16 protein-coding genes and 1 pseudogene are annotated in these 16,963 nt (G+C 71.8%); 10 read left to right on the top strand and 7 right to left on the bottom strand.

Annotated features, from left to right (window positions below):
• Positions 1-6: 6 nt before the first annotated feature.
• Entirely contained in the window at positions 7-1,248 is a 1,242-nt protein-coding gene (locus ACFO6S_RS18980) for a benzoate/H(+) symporter BenE family transporter (RefSeq protein WP_378419529.1), read from the bottom strand.
• Between the two features lie 46 nt (positions 1,249-1,294).
• Positions 1,295-1,552 (bottom strand): GlsB/YeaQ/YmgE family stress response membrane protein, encoded by a 258-nt coding sequence (locus ACFO6S_RS18975; RefSeq protein ID WP_378419528.1) that lies wholly within the window; start codon positions 1,550-1,552, stop codon positions 1,295-1,297.
• Positions 1,553-1,695: 143 nt separating this feature from the next.
• Between ACFO6S_RS18975 and ACFO6S_RS18970 the strand changes: the two are divergent.
• Both ACFO6S_RS18970 and ACFO6S_RS18965 read left to right on the top strand, forming a co-directional pair.
• Positions 1,696-2,187, top strand: a pseudogene (locus ACFO6S_RS18970) (O-acetyl-ADP-ribose deacetylase); the annotation flags it as partial.
• An 18-nt stretch (positions 2,188-2,205) separates the two neighbouring features.
• On the top strand, positions 2,206-3,024 hold the full coding sequence (locus ACFO6S_RS18965; protein WP_378419645.1) for a sulfurtransferase: 819 nt from the start codon (positions 2,206-2,208) through the stop codon (positions 3,022-3,024).
• A 49-nt stretch (positions 3,025-3,073) separates the two neighbouring features.
• Here the strand turns inward: ACFO6S_RS18965 and ACFO6S_RS18960 are convergent, their stop codons facing one another.
• Entirely contained in the window at positions 3,074-3,904 is an 831-nt protein-coding gene (locus tag ACFO6S_RS18960) for a shikimate 5-dehydrogenase (protein WP_378419527.1), read from the bottom strand.
• Positions 3,905-4,014: 110 nt separating this feature from the next.
• Between ACFO6S_RS18960 and ACFO6S_RS18955 the strand changes: the two genes are divergently transcribed.
• Complete coding sequence (locus ACFO6S_RS18955; RefSeq protein ID WP_378419526.1) at positions 4,015-4,926, top strand: aminotransferase class IV; 912 nt, start codon at positions 4,015-4,017, stop codon at positions 4,924-4,926.
• Between the two features lie 25 nt (positions 4,927-4,951).
• Here the strand turns inward: ACFO6S_RS18955 and ACFO6S_RS18950 are convergent, their stop codons facing one another.
• Positions 4,952-5,269: a hypothetical protein gene (locus tag ACFO6S_RS18950; RefSeq protein ID WP_378419525.1), complete on the bottom strand. Its 318-nt coding sequence runs from the start codon at positions 5,267-5,269 to the stop codon at positions 4,952-4,954.
• A 142-nt stretch (positions 5,270-5,411) separates the two neighbouring features.
• Here ACFO6S_RS18950 and ACFO6S_RS18945 point away from each other — a divergent pair, with 142 nt between their 5' ends.
• Entirely contained in the window at positions 5,412-8,231 is a 2,820-nt protein-coding gene (locus tag ACFO6S_RS18945; RefSeq protein ID WP_378419644.1) for a DEAD/DEAH box helicase, read from the top strand.
• Positions 8,228-9,004 carry an SWIM zinc finger family protein gene (locus ACFO6S_RS18940; protein ID WP_378419524.1) on the top strand — a complete coding sequence of 259 codons (777 nt, stop codon included), beginning with the start codon at positions 8,228-8,230 and terminating at the stop codon, positions 9,002-9,004. Before ACFO6S_RS18945 ends, ACFO6S_RS18940 begins: the two co-directional genes overlap by 4 nt.
• A 13-nt stretch (positions 9,005-9,017) precedes the next feature.
• Here ACFO6S_RS18940 and ACFO6S_RS18935 read toward each other — a convergent pair whose 3' ends face one another.
• Positions 9,018-9,797: an SDR family NAD(P)-dependent oxidoreductase gene (locus ACFO6S_RS18935; RefSeq protein ID WP_378419523.1), complete on the bottom strand. Its 780-nt coding sequence runs from the start codon at positions 9,795-9,797 to the stop codon at positions 9,018-9,020.
• A 166-nt stretch (positions 9,798-9,963) separates the two neighbouring features.
• On the opposite strand from ACFO6S_RS18935, the gene ACFO6S_RS18930 reads away from it, so the two are divergent.
• The 5 genes from ACFO6S_RS18930 to ACFO6S_RS18910 are packed head-to-tail and all read left to right on the top strand — an operon-like array spanning position 9,964 to position 15,431.
• Positions 9,964-11,469: a CoA-acylating methylmalonate-semialdehyde dehydrogenase gene (locus ACFO6S_RS18930; RefSeq protein ID WP_378419522.1), complete on the top strand. Its 1,506-nt coding sequence runs from the start codon at positions 9,964-9,966 to the stop codon at positions 11,467-11,469.
• A 7-nt stretch (positions 11,470-11,476) separates the two neighbouring features.
• Positions 11,477-12,625, top strand: a complete 1,149-nt coding sequence (locus ACFO6S_RS18925; RefSeq protein ID WP_378419521.1) for an acyl-CoA dehydrogenase family protein — start codon at positions 11,477-11,479, stop codon at positions 12,623-12,625.
• Between the two features lie 35 nt (positions 12,626-12,660).
• The gene (locus tag ACFO6S_RS18920) at positions 12,661-13,743 is read left to right on the top strand and encodes an enoyl-CoA hydratase/isomerase family protein (RefSeq protein WP_378419520.1); all 1,083 of its coding nucleotides are present in this window, start codon (positions 12,661-12,663) and stop codon (positions 13,741-13,743) included.
• Positions 13,744-14,658 (top strand): 3-hydroxyisobutyrate dehydrogenase, encoded by a 915-nt coding sequence (gene mmsB / locus ACFO6S_RS18915; RefSeq protein WP_378419519.1) that lies wholly within the window; start codon positions 13,744-13,746, stop codon positions 14,656-14,658.
• Positions 14,655-15,431 carry an enoyl-CoA hydratase gene (locus ACFO6S_RS18910; RefSeq protein WP_378419518.1) on the top strand — a complete coding sequence of 259 codons (777 nt, stop codon included), beginning with the start codon at positions 14,655-14,657 and terminating at the stop codon, positions 15,429-15,431. The genes mmsB and ACFO6S_RS18910 overlap by 4 nt, the downstream gene beginning before the upstream one ends.
• Before the next feature lie 72 nt (positions 15,432-15,503).
• Here the strand turns inward: ACFO6S_RS18910 and ACFO6S_RS18905 are convergent, their stop codons facing one another.
• Both ACFO6S_RS18905 and ACFO6S_RS18900 read right to left on the bottom strand, forming a co-directional pair.
• Positions 15,504-16,037 (bottom strand): MarR family winged helix-turn-helix transcriptional regulator, encoded by a 534-nt coding sequence (locus tag ACFO6S_RS18905; protein ID WP_378419517.1) that lies wholly within the window; start codon positions 16,035-16,037, stop codon positions 15,504-15,506.
• 92 nt (positions 16,038-16,129) lie between these two features.
• A complete protein-coding gene (locus ACFO6S_RS18900) occupies positions 16,130-16,948 on the bottom strand; it encodes an SDR family NAD(P)-dependent oxidoreductase (protein WP_378419516.1) in 819 nt (272 codons plus the stop codon).
• Between the last annotated feature and the right edge of the window lie 15 nt (positions 16,949-16,963).

Here is a 16,963-nt window from a genome sequence, read left to right as displayed (position 1 = left end):
CCGGGGTTACGGCGCGGTCCGGAACGGCCGGGCGCGCAGCATCAGCCGGATCGCCAGACCCGCGAGCAGCGCCCAGAACGCGGACCCGATGCCGAGGATGCTCACCCCCGACGCCGCGATAAGGAAGGTGAGCACCGCCGCCTCGCGGTCCGACTCGTCGGCGAGCGCGGCGACCAGCGAGCCGCCGAGGGTGGCGAGCAGTGCCAGGCCGGCGACGGTCTCGACGACCCCCGCAGGCGCGAGGACGACCAGCGCCGCCAGCGCCGCCGAGCACAGCGCGAGGACCAGGTAGGCGCAGCCTGCGGTGAACGCGGCCACCCACCGGCGCTTCGGGTCGGGGTGGGCGGTCGGACCTGCCGCGAGCGCCGCGCTGATCGCGGCCAGGTTGATCGCGTGTCCGCCGGCCGGCGCGCCGAGCACGGTGCCGATCCCGGTCACCGCCATGGTGGCCCGCCAGGGCACCCGGTAGCCGAACGCGCCCATCACCGCGGTGCCGGGGATGTTCTGCGAGGCCATCGTGACGATGTACAGCGGGACCGCGATGCCGATCATCGCCTGCCCGGTCCAGTGCGGGACGGTCAGGTCGAGACTCGGCAGCAGCGCGGTGGCGTCGAGCGTGGCGTCGCCGGTGGCCAGGTAGATCCCGATCACCACCGCGGCCACCCCGAAGGCGCCCGGGACGGCCCAACGTTTGGAGAACCGCTGCAGCACAAGCCAGGTCAGCACGACCGGGGCAACGGCGGCGGGGGAGTCGCGGAACGCGGTGACGGGAGCCAGGCACAGCGGCAGCAGCACCCCGGCGAGCATCGCCTGCGCGAGCGGCGTCGGTATCGCGGCGATCAGCCGGCTCAGCCGGGGCCACAGCCCGGTGAGGACCACGGCCAGCCCCACCACGACGAAGGCGCCGACCGCGGCGGGCCAGCCGCCGGCGACCGCCCCGGTGCCCGCGAGCAGAGCTGCGCCGGGCGTCGACCAGGCCAGGGTGAGCGGCATCCGGTAGTGCCGGGACAGCCACAGCATCCCGACCGCCTGCGTCAGGCACAGCGCCATCAGTCCCGACGCGGCCTGCGCCGGCGTGGCACCGACCGCGCGCAGGCCGGTCAGGACCACGGCGAACGAGCTGGTGAAGCCGACCAGGGCGGTGACGACGCCGGCGCTGATCAGGTGCGACAGACCGGGGTCGGCGCCTGCCGTGTCGGCGTCGACGATTTCGGTGGCGGCGGGTTCGGGGGAGCCGGCGTCGGGCATGACGGTCATTGTCTCGCAGCGGCGCCGGCGCGCCGCGGGCGTCGGGTCAGCCCTTGACCTTCTTGACCACGAACAGCAGGATCACCGCGCCGAGCAGGCAGGTGAGGAAGCTGAAGATCAGGCCGCCGCCCTTGACGTCCACGCCGAACAGGTTGAGCAGGAATCCGCCGGCCAGACCGCCGATGATGCCGACGAGGATGTTTGCCAGGATGCCCTGCTGGGCGTCGGTGCCCATGACCTTGCTGCCGATCCAGCCGGCCAGGCCGCCGATGATGATCCAGCTGAAGATTCCCAGTGAGAGCATGACCACTCCTTTGCTCGTGCGGGCAACGACGAGTCGTCCTGGTACCGGCGGTGATTTGTCCGGTACCCCGTCTGTTCTACCCGCACCCGGCCGCCGTGACCAGCGGAGCGGACCGTGTCGGTCTCCGGCGGTACGGTGAATCGATGGTGGCAATCCATGTGGTTCTCGGCGACATCACCCGATTTCACGCCGATGCGATCGTCAACGCCGCGAACTCGCGGCTGCTCGGCGGCGGCGGGGTCGACGGCGCCATCCACCGGGCCGGTGGGCCCGAGATCCTCGCCGAGTGTCGGCAGCTGCGGGAGACCACGCTTCCGGACGGCCTACCCGCCGGGGAGGCGGTCGCGACCGGCGCAGGCAACCTGCCCGCCCGCTGGGTGATCCACACGGTGGGTCCGGTGTACTCCGAGATCGAGGACCGCTCGGCCGTGCTGCGCTCGGCGTACACGCGCAGCCTCGCGGTCGCCGACGAGCTCGGCGCCCGGACGGTCGCCTTCCCGCTGATCTCGGCCGGCTCCTACGGCTGGCCGCACGCGGACGCCGTGCACCAGGCGGTCACCGCGGTGCGTCGAGCCGGGACGTCGGTGCGGGAGGTCACCTTTGTCGCGTTCGATGCCGGGCTGGCGGAGTTGCTGCGCGCGGAGCTGCGGGTGCTGGTCACCGCGGCGGAACTCGCGGCGCGGCTGGCGTCCGGGCGGCCGCCGGTGCTGCTCGACGTCCGTTGGGCACTCGGTGACCCGCACGGCCGCACCCACTTCGAGCGGGCGCACCTGCCGGGGGCGGTGTTCGTCGACCTGGAGACGGAGCTGGCCGCGCCTGCCTCACCCTCGTCGGGTCGGCATCCGCTGCCCGCGATCGACGACCTGCAGGCCAGTGCTCGGCGGTGGGGCATCCGGGACGGCGACGCGGTGGTGGTCTACGACGCCACCGGAAACCTGGCGGCCGCCCGGGCCTGGTGGCTGCTGCGTTGGGCCGGGATCCCCGACGTGCGACTGCTCGACGGCGGCCTGGCCGCGTGGACCGAGGCCGGGTTCGAGGTGGAGTCCGGTCCGGGGGCCAGGCTGGCCGGTGGCGACGTGACGCTGACGCCCGGTCACCTGCCGACGATCGACATCGAGCAGGCGGCCACCTGGCCGTCGGCCGGGGTGCTGCTCGACGCCCGCGCAGGCGAGCGGTACCGGGGCGAGGCGGAGCCGGTCGACCCGCGGGCGGGGCACATCCCGGGTGCCGTCAGCGCGCCGACATCCGAGAACCTGGACTCCTCAGGAAGATTCGCCGCCGAGCCGGAGCTGCGGCACCGGTTCGCGGTGCTGGGGGTGGACGCGTCGACGCCGACCGCCGTCTACTGCGGGTCCGGGGTGACCGCAGCGCACCAGGTCGCCGCGCTGGCGGAGGCCGGGATCGAGGCGGCGCTGTACCCGGGATCCTGGTCGCAGTGGTCGGCGGATCCGACCCGCCCGGTGGCGACCTGAACCTCGGCGGCCACTCGAGCTCCGGCGGCGGCCGCCTCCGCCGCCGCAGTCAGGAACGCGAGTACTCGGACGCCCGGCGCACCTGCTCCGGCGTCGGGGTGACCCCCGTGTAGAGCGCGAACTGGGCGGCCGCCTGCAGCGCGATCACCTCCGCGCCGGTGATGGTCGCCTTGCCTGCGGCCGCGGCGGCCCGGATCAGCGGGGTGTCCGGCGGCATCGCGACCACGTCGAACACGGTCTCCGCGGCCGCGATCGCGGCATCGTCGAAGGGGCTGGCGTCGGCGTCGGGACCGCCGGCCATCCCGACCGGGGTGACGTTGACCAGCAACTCGGTCCGCAGGCCGCCGAGCTCGGCGCGCCACTCGAAGCCGTACTGGCGGGCCAAAGCCGGCCCGGTCTCGCAGTTGCGGGCGATCACCGTCACCGCGGTGAAGCCGCTGTCGCGCAGCGCCGCGACCACGGCCTTCGCCATCCCGCCGCTGCCGGCGACCGCGACCGTGAAGTCGGTCGAGACGTGGTGCTCGGCCAGCAGCGTGGCGACGGCCTCGTAGTCGGTGTTGTAGGCGTGCAGCGTGCCCGCCTCGTTGACGATGGTGTTCACCGAGGTGATCGCGGCGGCCGACGGGTGCATCACGTCGACGTGCTCGATGCTCGCCTCCTTGAACGGCATGGACACCCCGCAGCCCCGGATCCCGAGCGCGCGGATACCGGCGATCGCGCTCGGCAGGTCCGTGGTGGTGAACGCCTTGTAGACGAAGTCCAGGCCGAGCTCGGCGTAGAGGTAGTTGTGGAACCGCGTCCCGATGTTCGACGGCCTGGCGGACAGTGACATGCACAGCGTCGTGTCCTTGGTGATCTCGTCCCTGCTCCCGGTGGCCACCCGTCGACGCTAGCGCCGGGCGTCGGTGAGCGTCCAGTTCCCGCCCCGGCCGGACGCTGGTGTGTGAAATCCGGTTCCTTCGGCGGGCCAGGCGCGGATATCATCCCGCCATGGCCATCCCGCATCCCCACGTGTACTTCGGCGACCGGATCGTCGACGCCGCCGAGGCGTCGCTCGGTATCGCGACCTCGGCCGTGCTGTACGGCCTGAGCGTCTACACGGTGTTCCCTGTGCACGTCGACGGCTCGGAGCGCACGGCGTTCCGGCTGCGGGACCACTACCGGCGCCTCGTCGAGTCCTGCCGGATCATCGGCATGGACACCTTCGAGGCGGACTGGGACTACGAGCGGTTCCTGGCCGCGGCCGCCGACGTGGTGGCGGCGAACGGGCCCGGGGCGGACGCGTTCGTGCGGGTCAGCGTGCACGTCGACGAGTCCATCCCCGGTACCCGGGTGCGCGGCTGCCACACCCTGGTGAGCATGTTCGTCTACGACGCGGTGCCGATCGTGCCCCAGCACGGGATGCGCCTGAAGACCAGCACCTGGCGCCGCATCCCCGACGACGCGATCCCGTCCCGGGCGAAGGTCAACGGGGCGTACGTCAACTCGGTGCTGGCCAAGCAGGACGCCATCGACGCCGGCTACGACGACGCCATCTTCCTGGACGGCAACGGCCACGTGTGTGAGCTCAGCGCCGCCAACATCTTCCTGGTCCGGGACGACAAGCTGATCACCCCCGACGTCTCGTGCAACATCCTCGACGGCATCAACCGGCGCACCGTGCTGACGCTCGCGGCCGAGGACGGCTTCGAGGTCGTGGAGCGGACCGTCGACCTGACCGAGCTCTACATCGCCGACGAGGTGTTCGTCACCGGCACCTCGGCGGGCGTCGCCCCGGTCGTCGAGGTCGACGGTCGCCGGGTGGGTGCGGGCGTGCCGGGACCGGTGGGCGAGGCGCTGCGCAAGCGGCACGCCGCGGTGCTGCGGTCCGATCCGATGCACGGCTGGGTCACCACGATCTGACGTTCGGCCGACCCGGCCGCGAGTGTCAGGGGAGCGGGAACCTGGTGGCGGCGACGGAATCCCGGTCGGAACCGTCGTGGCCGATCATCCACGAGCCGCCCTGCCGCTCGCAGTCGGCAACCTTGTCGAAGATCCGCAGCAGGAAGTAGATGGCGTCGTCGGGGTCGGAGGTCAGCGCCAGCTGATGCGACTCGCCGTGCCGGGCCATGTCGATCCACACGCCGGACTGCCCGTCCAGACGCATACCGACGACGTGCTCGCTGTCGACGAACTGGTACCGGCGTTCCTGCCAGGGCGTGCCGTGCGGGTACCCCTGTCCGAGGACCTGAATCAGTATGGTCATCGCCGCGCTCCCGATGTAGTCGACACTCGTCATTATTCCGCTGGTCAGGCTGACAAATCCAGTGCAGGCGCGGCCTGTCTGAGGCGGGTGATTGGATGGTGCGGTGGTGCACGCGCTCTGGACTCCCGGCTCGGGCCTGCTGATGTGGCGGGACGCCGGCGCGGCCGAGCCGGACCCGGACGCGGACGAGTTCCCCGAGGCACTGGCGCGGGCACTCGCGCGGAAGTTCCGCCACCGGGTCACCGTCTCGCTGCCCAACGGCGACGGCACCCTCGCCGAGGTCACGGTGCCCGCGCTCGCGCTGGCCCCGGACGCCGCGGCCGAACTCCTCCTGAACCTCTCGCTCGGCCCGGTCGTCGCCGACGCGGTCGCGGGTGACCTCCGCTTCCTCGCCCACGTCGCGCGGGGCGTCCACCGGTGGGCGCGGGCGGGCCGGGTGGTGCCGGACCTGCAGCGCGCGGACGGCCAGTGGTGGGTGCGCTGGCAGCTGGTCGGCGGCGAGCGGCAGCGCGCCTGGCTCGCCGAGCTTGCCGTCGCCATGCCCGCGGTGCTCCGGGTCTCCGGCGGCGGGCGGAAGGCGCTCGAGGACCTGATCGTCGAGCTCACCGACCCGATCGTCCGGCGGATGCTGGGCGCGCATCCCGGCGAGCACCCGGGCGAGCACCCGATGTTGCGGGCGCTGGCGACCGGGACGCCGTTCGTGGAGGGCACCCAGCAGATCGCCGACGAGCTGGTGCGGTGGCGCGGCACCCTCGCGGTCGACGAACCCGAACTGGTGCTGCGGCTGATCGAACCCGACGACGACGCGGCCCCGGCCGGCGACGGCACCGATCCGCTGTGGCGACTCGAGGTCTGCCTGCGCCCGACCGGGGAGGCGCCGCGCCCGGTGCCCGTCCACCTCGCCGACCCAGACGCGGTCCGGCTCGGGGTGCGCAAGCTCGGCGAGGCCATGACCGCCTACCCGCGGCTGCGCGGACTGCCGTCGGACTCCCGCAGCCTCGACCTGCTGCTCCCGCTCGAGGTCGTCACCGACCTGGTCGCGCACGGCGCCCGCGAGCTCGCCGAGGCCGGCATCACGCTGCTGCTCCCGCGCGCCTGGAGCGTGGTCGCCCCGTCGCTGCGGCTGCGGGTCACCAGCCCGTCGGTGCTTGTCGACACCGACGACCGGGCGGTCGGGCTGAACCAGCTGGTCTCCTACAACTGGGAGCTGGCACTCGGCGACGTGGTGCTCAGCGCCCGCGAGATGGCGGAGCTCACGCGCACCAAGGCCGACCTGGTGCAGCTGCGTGGGCAGTGGGTGCAGGCCCAGGGCGGCGCGCTCGCGGACGCCGTCGCGTACGTCACCAAGCGGGGCGCCGGCGAGGACTCGACCCTGGCCGACCTGCTCGGCGAGCTCGCGGTCCTCGACGCGCCGCCGATCCCGGTCGACGAGATCACCTCCACGGGTTGGGTTGCGGGCCTGCTGGACTCGGCGGTCGCGCCGGCCACGATCCCCGTCCCACCCGGGCTCGAGGCGACGCTGCGCCCCTACCAGCGGCGCGGCCTGGACTGGCTCGCGTACATGAGCGGCCTCGGCCTCGGCGGCATCCTCGCCGACGACATGGGCCTGGGCAAGACCGTGCAGCTGCTGGCCCTGCTGGCCCACGAGCAGGCCACCGGCGTCGCGGGTCCGACGCTGCTGGTGTGCCCGATGTCGGTGGTCGGCAACTGGCAGCGCGAGGCCGCCCGATTCACCCCGGGCCTGCGGGTCCACGTCCACCACGGCGCGGACCGGCTGCGCGGGGACGACCTCGGCGCCGTCGTCGCCGGACACGACCTCGTGGTCACCACCTACGCGCTGCTCGCCCGGGACGTGGAGGTGCTGCGCGAGTTGCGGTGGCGCCGAGTGGTTCTCGACGAGGCTCAGCACATCAAGAACTCCGCGACCGCGCAGGCCCGGGCGGCCCGGGCCATCCCGGCGGCGCACCGGCTGGCGCTGACCGGCACTCCGGTCGAGAACCGGCTCGACGAGCTGCGCTCGATCCTGGACTTCGCGAACCCGCGGATGCTCGGCAGCCCGCAGCAGTTCCGGGCCCGCTTCGCCATCCCCATCGAGCGCTCCCAGGACGAGACGGCGCTGGCCCGGCTGCGGACCGTCACCTCGCCGTTCGTGCTGCGCCGGGTCAAGACCGATCCCGAGGTGATCTCCGACCTGCCGGAGAAGTTCGAGATGACGGTGCGGGCCAACCTCACCGCCGAGCAGGCCGCGCTCTACAAGGCGGTGCTCGACGACATGATGGAGAAGCTGAAGGACAAGGAGGGCGTCGCCCGGAAGGGGGCGGTGCTCGCCGCGCTGACCCGGCTCAAGCAGGTCTGCAACCATCCCGCGCACTTCCTCGGTGACGGCTCGCCGGTGCTGCGGCGCGGCAGGCACCGCTCGGGCAAGCTCGGTCTGGTCGAGGACATCGTGGACTCGGTGCTCGCGGACGGCGAACGGGTGCTGCTGTTCACCCAGTTCCGGGAGTTCGGGTCGATCGTCGCCCCGTACCTGGCCGAACGGTTCGGCACCGAGGTGCCGTTCCTGCACGGCGGCGTCCCGCGCGGCCGGCGGGACGCGATGGTCCACGACTTCCAGTCCGGCGGCCCCGGCTCCGCGCCGATCATGCTGCTCTCACTCAAGGCCGGCGGCACCGGGCTCAACCTCACCGCCGCCAACCACGTCGTGCACCTGGACCGGTGGTGGAACCCGGCGGTGGAGAACCAGGCCACTGACCGGGCGTTCCGGATCGGGCAGCGCCGCGACGTGCAGGTCCGCAAGATGGTCTGCGTCGGCACCCTGGAGGAACGGATCGACGCGATGCTCGGCAACAAGGCGGAACTGGCCGACCTCGCGGTGCCGACCGGGGAGAACTGGATCACCGAGATGAGCAACGACGAGCTGCGCGCGCTGATGACGCTCGGCGACGAGGCGGTGGGGGAGTGACCGGCACGCGGCGCGGCGGGGACCACGGCCGGCCCAGACGGACCGGCGGTGGCGTCACCGCGGCGTCGCGGCGCGGGGCGTTCGCCCAGTCCTGGTGGGGCCGGGCGCTGGTGGCGTCGATGGAGCGGATCTCGGACCCGGGCCGGCTGGCGCGGGGGCGCAGCTACGCGCGCGCCGGTCAGGTGATCAGCTTCCGGGTCGCGCCCGGCGCGGTGGTCGGGGAGGTGCAGGGCAGTCAGGTGGACCCGTTCACCGCGACCTTCACGCTGCGGCGCCTGGAACCCGAGGCGGTGGACGCGCTGGTCGAGCGGGTGCGGTCCACCCCCGGCATGCTGGCCGCGCTGGCGTCGGGCTCGGTCCCGCAGGAACTGGCGGACCTGTTGCTGCCCACCGAGTCCCGCGAACTGGACTTCGGGTGCACCTGCCCCGACCAGGGCTGGCCGTGCAAGCACGCGGCGGCGATCGTGTACCTCGCGGCGGAGCGGCTCGACAACAACCCGACGGTGATGCTGACCCTGCGTGGCCTGGACCTCGACACCCTCATCCGCGGTCTCGACGACGAGGAGTCGGAGCCGGCCCTGGATCTCGACGACTACTTCGGTGACCGGATCGAGCTGCCTGCGCTGCCGCAGGCGGACTTCCGTCCCGCCCCCGACGACCTCGCCCCGGCGCCCCTGCGCAAGGCGTTGCGGGCGGCCGGGGTCGAGGAACGCGTCGTCGCCGACGCGGCGCACCGGCTGGCCGGCTACTACCGCGCGCTCGGCGGGGAGTAGCCGGCCTGCCGCGTCAGCGCTGCGAGGAGATGTTGCCGCCGTCGACCACCAGCTCGCTGGCGGTGATGTAGCTGGCCTCGTCGGAGAGCAGGAAGCGGACCGCACGTCCGACCTCCTCCGGACGGCCGAGGCGACCGAGCAGGATGCGCCGCTCGAACGTACCGTCGGGCAGCAGGTCCACGGTCGGCTGCAGCATCGGGGTCAGGATCTGTCCGGGGGAGACGCAGTTGATGCGGATGCCGTCCGGGCCAAGCCGGTCCGCCAGCGAGCGGACCATCGCGAGCATGCCGCCCTTGGCCGCGCTGTAGACCGGGTTCATCGCGTTGCCGAGGGTCGCGTTGATCGAGGCGATGCCGACGACCGCCGAGCCCGGGTTCGCGGTGAGGTCCGGCAGCAGCTCCTTGACCAGCAGGATCAGCGGACGCAGGTGGGTGTTGATGCCGAGTTCCCAGACGTCGACGGTGACGCCCTCGAGCGAGCCGGTGTCCACCACGCCTGCGGCGTGCACCAGGCCGCCGATCTTCGGCAGCGCCGCGCGGGTGGTGGCCAGGGCGTCGGCGTAGAGCTCCGGGTCGCTGAGGTCGACGCCGACACCGATGGCGTCGACCCCGAAGTCGGCGACGATCGCGGCCGCTCCGGTCTTGGCCTTGGCTTCGTTGATGTCCCACAGCGCGACGGGGCGCCCGGCCTCGGCGAGCGCACGGGCCGAGGCCAGGCCGATGCCGGAGGCGCCGCCGGTGACGATGACCGCGGTGGTGGGGGAGGCGAGGTTGGACACGGGTGATTCAGGCATGTCCCGACACTCCGCCAGCTCCGGGGGCGGCGCAATCCCCGCCTCCCACTGAGCGGCCGCCGAAGTCGACCCTAGACTTAGATGGACATCCAACTATAGGATGACAATGTATTCGGACATCGCCGCGCGACGCCGCGGGCTCCCTCATGAGGACGGGTTGACGAAAATGGTTCCTGAGCTCACTCATTTCATCGCAGGCAAGGCTGTCGCCGGCACCTCCGGCCGGTTCGGTGACGTCTTCGACCCGAACACCGGCCGGGTCCAGTCCCGGGTTCCGCTGGCGTCGAAGTCCGAGGTGGAGGCCGTCGTCGCGAACGCCGCCGAGGCGCAGCGCGAGTGGGCGGCCTTCAACCCGCAGAAGCGGGCCCGCGTGCTGATGAGATTCGTCGCACTCGTCAATGACGAAATGGACTCGCTCGCGGCGCTGCTCTCCTCCGAGCACGGCAAGACCATCCCCGATGCCAAGGGCGACATCCAGCGCGGCCTCGAGGTGATCGAGTTCGCGATCGGCATCCCGCACCTGCTCAAGGGCGAGTACACCGAGAGCGCCGGCACCGGCATCGACGTCTTCTCGATGCGTCAGCCGCTCGGCGTCGTCGCGGGCATCACGCCGTTCAACTTCCCGGCGATGATCCCGCTGTGGAAGGCCGGACCGGCGCTGGCCTGCGGCAACGCGTTCGTGCTCAAGCCGTCCGAGCGGGACCCCTCGGTGCCGCTGCGGCTCGCGGAGCTGTTCCTCGAGGCGGGCCTGCCCGCCGGCGTGTTCAACGTCGTCAACGGCGACAAGGAGGCCGTCGACGCGCTGCTGCACGACCCGCGAGTCAAGGCCGTCGGCTTTGTCGGATCCACCCCGATCGCCCAGTACATCTACGAGACGGCCACCGCGAACGGCAAGCGCGCGCAGTGCTTCGGCGGCGCGAAGAACCACGCCGTCGTGATGCCCGACGCCGATCTCGACGACGTCGCGGACCAGCTGATCGGCGCCGGTTACGGTTCCGCCGGTCAGCGCTGCATGGCCATCTCCGTCGCGGTCCCGGTCGGCGAGGAGACCGCGGACAAGCTGGTCGCCAAGCTCACCGAGCGGGTGCACAAGCTCAACGTCGGACGTTCCGACGAGAAGGGTGTCGACTTCGGCCCGCTCGTCAGCGCCGACGCCGTCACGCGGGTCACCGATTACGTGCAGATCGCGATCGACGAGGGCGCCGAGGTGGTGGTCGACGGCCGCACCCAGGTGATCGACGGTGCCGGCGACGGGTTCTTCACCGGCGCAACGCTGCTCGATCGCGTCACCAAGGACATGCGGGTCTACAAGGAGGAGATCTTCGGACCCGTGCTGCAGGTGGTCCGCGCGCGCGACTACGAGGAGGCGCTCGCCCTGCCGACTGATCACGAGTACGGCAACGGCGTCGCGATCTTCACCAGCGACGGGGACACCGCCCGCGACTTCGCCAGCCGGGTCGAGGTCGGCATGGTCGGCATCAACGTGCCGATCCCGGTGCCGATCGCCTATCACACGTTCGGCGGCTGGAAGGCCTCCGGTTTCGGCGACCTGAACCAGCACGGGCCGGACTCGATTCGCTTCTACACCAAGACCAAGACGGTCACGCAGCGGTGGCCCTCCGGCAAGAAGGAACACGCCACCGACCACTTCGTCATCCCCACGATGGACTAGGACGGACATGTTCACCCTGACCGACGACGAGCGGGCGATCAGCGATACCGCTCGCGAGTTTGCTGCGGAGTGCCTGGCGCCCAATGCAATCGAGTGGGACCAGAACAAGCACTTCCCCGTCGACGTGCTGCGCAAGGCCGCCGCGCTCGGCATGGGCGGGATCTACGTCAGCGAGGACGTCGGCGGCTCGGGGCTGACCCGGCTCGACGCCGTCCGGATCTTCGAGCAGCTCGCCACCGGTGACCCGTCGATCGCCGCCTACGTGTCCATCCACAACATGGTCACCTGGATGATCGACACCTACGGCACCGACGAGCAGCGCCACCGCTGGGTGCCGGGGCTGTGCTCGATGGACCAGCTCGGCAGCTACTGCCTCACCGAGCCGGGCGCCGGATCGGACGCGGCGGCCCTGAGCACCAAGGCGGTTCGCGACGGCGACGACTACGTGCTGACCGGGGTCAAGCAGTTCATCTCCGGCGCGGGCACCTCCGAGGTGTACGTGGTGATGGCCCGCACCGGGGCGCCCGGCCCGCGGGGCATCTCCGCCTTCGTGGTGCCGAAGGGCGCGGACGGGCTCTCCTTCGGCGCCAACGAGAAGAAGATGGGCTGGAACGCGCAGCCCACCCGCCAGGTGGTCCTCGACGGGGTGCGGGTGCCCGCGGCCAACCTCCTCGGGAACGAGGGCGACGGCTTCCGGATCGCGATGTCCGGGCTGAACGGCGGCCGGCTCAACATCGCCGCCTGCTCGGTCGGCGGCGCGCAGGCCGCGCTGACCAAGGCGGTCGAGTACCTGGCCCAGCGCAAGGCATTCGGGGCGGCGCTGCTGGACTCGCAGGCCCTGCAGTTCCAGCTCGCGGACATGCGCACCGAGCTCGAGGCCGCGCGCACGCTGCTGTGGCGGGCTGCGGCGGCCCTCGACGCGGATGCCCCCGACAAGGTCGAGCTGTGTGCGATGGCCAAGCGGTTCGGCACCGACACCGGGTTCGAGGTGGCCAACCGGGCGCTGCAGATGCACGGCGGGTACGGCTACCTCGCCGAGTACGGCCTAGAGAAGATCGTCCGCGACCTGCGGGTGCACCAGATTCTCGAGGGCAGCAACGAGATCATGCGGGTGGTCATCGCCCGCGCGGTCGTCGGTTCGGCGGGCACCGCGTGAGCGCCGCGATCGATTCGAGAAGGAGTGTGCAGGCAGTGAGCGAGTCCATCGGCGAGCCGGAGGTCCTGGTCGAGGTGTCCGGCGGCCTCGGCCACCTGGTCCTCAACCGGCCCAAAGCGATCAACGCGCTCAACCACAACATGGTGCGGCGGATCGCGTCCGCGCTGGTCGAGTGGAGCGACGACGAATCCGTGCACGCGGTGGTGCTGACCGGTGCGGGGGAGCGCGGCCTGTGCGCGGGCGGCGACATCGTCTCCATCTACCACGACGCCCGGACCGGCGGCGTCGGCTCGCGCGAGTTCTGGCGCGACGAGTACGTGCTCAACGCGGCGATCGCGGACTACCGCAAGCCGTACGTGGCGATCATGGACGGCATCGTGATGGGCGGCGGTGTCGGGGTCTCCGCGCACGGCAGCGTCCGCATCGTCACTGAGCGGTCGGTGATCGGGATGCCCGAGGTGGGCATCGGATTCGTCCCGGACGTCGGCGGCACCTACCTGCTGTCCCGTGCCCCCGGCGAGCTGGGCACCCACATCGCGCTGACCACGGCCCGGCTCGGTGCGGGCGACGCGATCTACTGCGGACTTGCCGACCACTTCGTCCCGTCCGAGAAGCTGGACGCCTTCGTCGCCGCCCTCTCCGGCGGCACCGTCGCGGACGCGGTGGCCGAGTTCGCCGAACCCGCACCGGAATCCGCCCTGCCTGCGCAGCGCGAGTGGATCGACGCCGCCTACTCGGCGGACACCGTCGAGGAGATCGTCGCGCGGTTGCGTGCCCACGGGTCGCCCGATGCCGCCGCCGCGGCCGAGCAGGTGCTCGCGAAGTCGCCGACCGCGGCCAAGGTGACGCTGCGGTCGCTGCGTCAGGCCCGCGAGCTCGACGGGCTCGGGGCGGTGCTGGACCAGGAGTTCCGGGTGTCGGCGGCCTGCCTGTCGTCCCACGACCTGGTCGAGGGCATCCGCGCCCAGGTGGTGGACAAGGACCGCAACCCGGCGTGGTCGCCGGCGACGCTCGAGGAGGTCACCGCCGAACAGGTCGACGGATTCTTCGTCGAACTCGGGGACCTCGAACTCGGTCTCGGTCATAGTCAGTCAACCAACGTTGGGGAGGGAAACTAGATGAGCGCCGCAGACAATCTCCGGATCGGTTTCGTCGGGCTTGGCCACATGGGCGGTCCGATGGCCGCGAACCTCGCCCGGTCCGGCTACGAGGTGATCGGATTCGACCTGGCGCCCGCCGCGCTGGAACAGGCTCGGCGTGACGGCATCACGGTTGCGGACTCCGCAGAGGCCGCGGCCACCGGGACCGACGTGGTGATCACCATGCTGCCGAGCGGCAGGCACGTCCTCGACCTGTACGCCGGTGGGCTGCTCGCGGCGGCGACCCCGGGCACGCTGTTCATCGACTCGTCCACCATCGACGTCGCGGACGCCCGTGCCGCGCACGACCTCGCCGTCGCGGCGGGGCACCGCGCGGTGGACGCCCCGGTCTCCGGCGGCCAGGTCGGCGCGACGGCCGGCACCCTGGCGTTCATGGTCGGCGGCGCAGACGACGACTTCGAGTCGGCCCGGCCGCTCCTGGATGTGATGGGCCGCAAGGTGGTGCACTGCGGCGGCCCCGGCGTCGGGCAGGCTGCGAAGATCTGCAACAACATGATTCTCGGCGTCTCCATGATCGCGATCAGCGAGGCCTTCGTCCTCGGCGAGAAGCTCGGCCTGAGCAACCAGGCGTTGTTCGACGTCGCATCCAACGCCTCGGGCCAGTGCTGGGCGCTGAGCACCAACTGCCCGGTCCCCGGCCCGGTGCCGACCAGCCCCGCCAACAACGACTACCAGCCCGGGTTCGCCGCGGCGTTGATGGACAAGGACCTCGGCCTGGCCGCGAACGCGCTGCGCAGCAACGGCGTTCCCGGCGAGCTGGGCCTGGCGGCCGCCGAGATCTACGCCCGCTTCCACCAGGAGACCGGCGGCGGACTGGACTTCTCCGCGATCGTCACCGACATCCGCAACCGTGCCAGCAAGGAGAACGGGTGAACGACTTCGAGACCATCCTGCTCGACCGGCACGGCCGGGTCGGCGTCATCACCCTCAATCGTCCCGAGGCGCTGAACGCGCTCAACTCGCTGTTGATGACCGAGGTCGTGGCGGCGGTCGAGGGCCTGGACCACGACCCCGGGGTCGGCGCGATCGTGATCACCGGTTCCGAGCGGGCGTTCGCGGCCGGCGCGGACATCAAGGAGATGCAGTCCAAGACCTTCGCCGAGGTCTACACGGATGACCTGTTCACGCAGTGGGACCGGCTCTCGGCGGCCCGCACGCCGATCGTCGCGGCGGTCGCCGGCTACGCCCTCGGCGGCGGGTGCGAACTCGCGATGCTGTGTGACTTCATCATCGCCGCGGACACCGCGAAGTTCGGCCAGCCGGAGATCAAGCTCGGCGTGATCCCGGGAATCGGTGGCTCGCAACGGTTGACGCGGGCGGTCGGCAAGGCCAAGGCGATGGACCTGTGCCTAACCGGGCGCACCATGGGCGCCGAGGAGGCCGAGCGTTCCGGGCTCGTCGCCCGCGTCGTGCCTGCGGCGGACCTGCTGGAGGTCGCCCTCGAGGCGGCGACCACGATCGCGTCGATGTCGCTGCCGATCGCGATGATGGCCAAGGAGGCGGTGAACCGTTCCTTCGAGACCACCCTCGCCGAGGGCGTGAAGTTCGAACGTCGGGTCTTCCACTCGACGTTCGCGACGGCCGACCAGAAGGAAGGCATGGCCGCATTCGTCGAGAAGCGGGCGCCGAAGTTCGTGGGCGGCTGACCCGTCGGACCCGACGAGCCCCTCACCCGCACGCGGGTGAGGGGCTCGTCGTGTGTTCGGGGCGCCGTCAGCTCACCACTTGGTGGGCGTGTCCCCGGTGTCGAAGTCCCCGGCGCTGCGCCGTAGTTCGGCCAGGATGCGGACCAGGGTGTCCAGCTTGTCCCCGGACAGCCCGGGCCTGGCGAAGACCTGCTCGTTGAGCTGCGCGGTGGCGCGCAGCGCCAGATCGCGGCCGTCCTGGGTGATCTCGATGAGGGTGGCGCGGCGGTCGCTCGGGTGCGGCATCCGGCGGACCAGGCCCGCGGACTCGAGCCGGTCGACGGCATTGGTGACGCTGGTGGGGTGAACCTGCAGGCGCGCACTGGCCTTGGCCATCGGCAGTGCCCCGCTGCGGGTGAAGGTCAGCAGCGTCAGCAGTTCGTACCGGGAGAAGGTCAGCCCGCTCGGTTTGAGGACCTCCTCGACCCGCGCCATCATGATCTGCTGCGCGCGCATCAGCGAGGTGACCGCGGCCATGCCGTCGGCGACGTCGCCCCAGCCGTGGGCCTCCCACTGACGGTGGGCCTCCTCGATCGGGTCGAGGGGGAGCGGTTGCGGGCGCGACATACTCGCCATCATCCCACGAGTAGGCAGCTCCGCTGCTCGTGCGCGGTTGACGGTCCCCGGACCCGGTAACCGCGCACGAGTGCGTAGCGCCTTCAGGCCGGCGGCAGGTGCCCGGTCAGCCGTTCGGCTCGTTGGCGCAGCAGCACGTCCGCGCGCTCGGGATCGGTGTAGATCCAGAACTCGCCCGCGGCCAGGCCGTCGAACAGGGACTGCGCGGCCGCCTCGGGGGTGACGCCGCGCTCGCGCAGGAACCCTTGCATCCGGGCGCGCAGGGCATCGCCCGCCGCGCCGTCGGCGCCCGCGTTGGCGTAGATGGCGGTGTCGACGGGGCCGGGGAGCAGGGCGGCGACGGTGACCGGGGCGCCGGACTCGGCGAGCTCGAGCGCCAGGCACTCGGTCAGGGCCAGCGCGGCGTGTTTGCTCGCGACGTAGGCGGCCTGCGCCGCCACGGTGGTGACCGCGCCGATGGAGGCGGTGTTGACGACGGTCGCGGGCGTCCCGGCGGCCAGCATCCGCGGCACAAACGACCGGATTCCGTGGAAGACGCCGGCGACGTTGACGCCGTGGACCCGCGCGAAGTGCGCCGGGTCGAGCTCCCACAGCCGGCCGGTGCTCTCGATGCCGGCGTTGTTGACCAGCAGCCGGACCGGACCGAAGCGCTCGGTGACGGCCGCGGCGAGTCGCTCGACGTCGTCGGCCACGGTCACGTCGCAGCGCACGGCGAGCACCTCGGCGCCGGCCTCGGTCAGCTCGGCGGCGACCCGGTCGAGCCCGCCGGTGTCGAAATCGGCCAGCGCGACCCGCATTCCGAGCGCCGCGGCGTGGCGGGCGATCGCGGCGCCGATGCCGGAGGCGGCGCCGGTGACCACCGCGGTCGTGTCTGCCAGGTCCCGCAGGTCGATTGCCCTCATGGCTGCAGGCTAGGG

This window comes from Rhodococcus kronopolitis, assembly GCF_042654025.1.
GTDB classification, from domain to species: Bacteria; Actinomycetota; Actinomycetes; order Mycobacteriales; family Mycobacteriaceae; genus Rhodococcus_G; species Rhodococcus_G kronopolitis.
Note: the sequence above shows the minus strand (reverse complement) of the source record. Positions and strands in the feature narration are given on the sequence as shown.

Coding starts and splice junctions, on each gene's coding strand:
- ACFO6S_RS18955 (WP_378419526.1), top strand. CDS start 4,015: ATGGCCATCCCGCATCCCCACGTGTACTTCGGCGACCGGATCGTCGAC.
- ACFO6S_RS18925 (WP_378419521.1), top strand. CDS start 11,477: ATGTTCACCCTGACCGACGACGAGCGGGCGATCAGCGATACCGCTCGC.
- mmsB (WP_378419519.1), top strand. CDS start 13,744: ATGAGCGCCGCAGACAATCTCCGGATCGGTTTCGTCGGGCTTGGCCAC.
- ACFO6S_RS18935 (WP_378419523.1), bottom strand. CDS start 9,797: ATGCCTGAATCACCCGTGTCCAACCTCGCCTCCCCCACCACCGCGGTC.
- ACFO6S_RS18930 (WP_378419522.1), top strand. CDS start 9,964: ATGGTTCCTGAGCTCACTCATTTCATCGCAGGCAAGGCTGTCGCCGGC.
- ACFO6S_RS18975 (WP_378419528.1), bottom strand. CDS start 1,552: ATGCTCTCACTGGGAATCTTCAGCTGGATCATCATCGGCGGCCTGGCC.
- ACFO6S_RS18900 (WP_378419516.1), bottom strand. CDS start 16,948: ATGAGGGCAATCGACCTGCGGGACCTGGCAGACACGACCGCGGTGGTC.
- ACFO6S_RS18945 (WP_378419644.1), top strand. CDS start 5,412: ATGTGGCGGGACGCCGGCGCGGCCGAGCCGGACCCGGACGCGGACGAG.
- ACFO6S_RS18950 (WP_378419525.1), bottom strand. CDS start 5,269: ATGACCATACTGATTCAGGTCCTCGGACAGGGGTACCCGCACGGCACG.
- ACFO6S_RS18980 (WP_378419529.1), bottom strand. CDS start 1,248: ATGCCCGACGCCGGCTCCCCCGAACCCGCCGCCACCGAAATCGTCGAC.
- ACFO6S_RS18905 (WP_378419517.1), bottom strand. CDS start 16,037: ATGTCGCGCCCGCAACCGCTCCCCCTCGACCCGATCGAGGAGGCCCAC.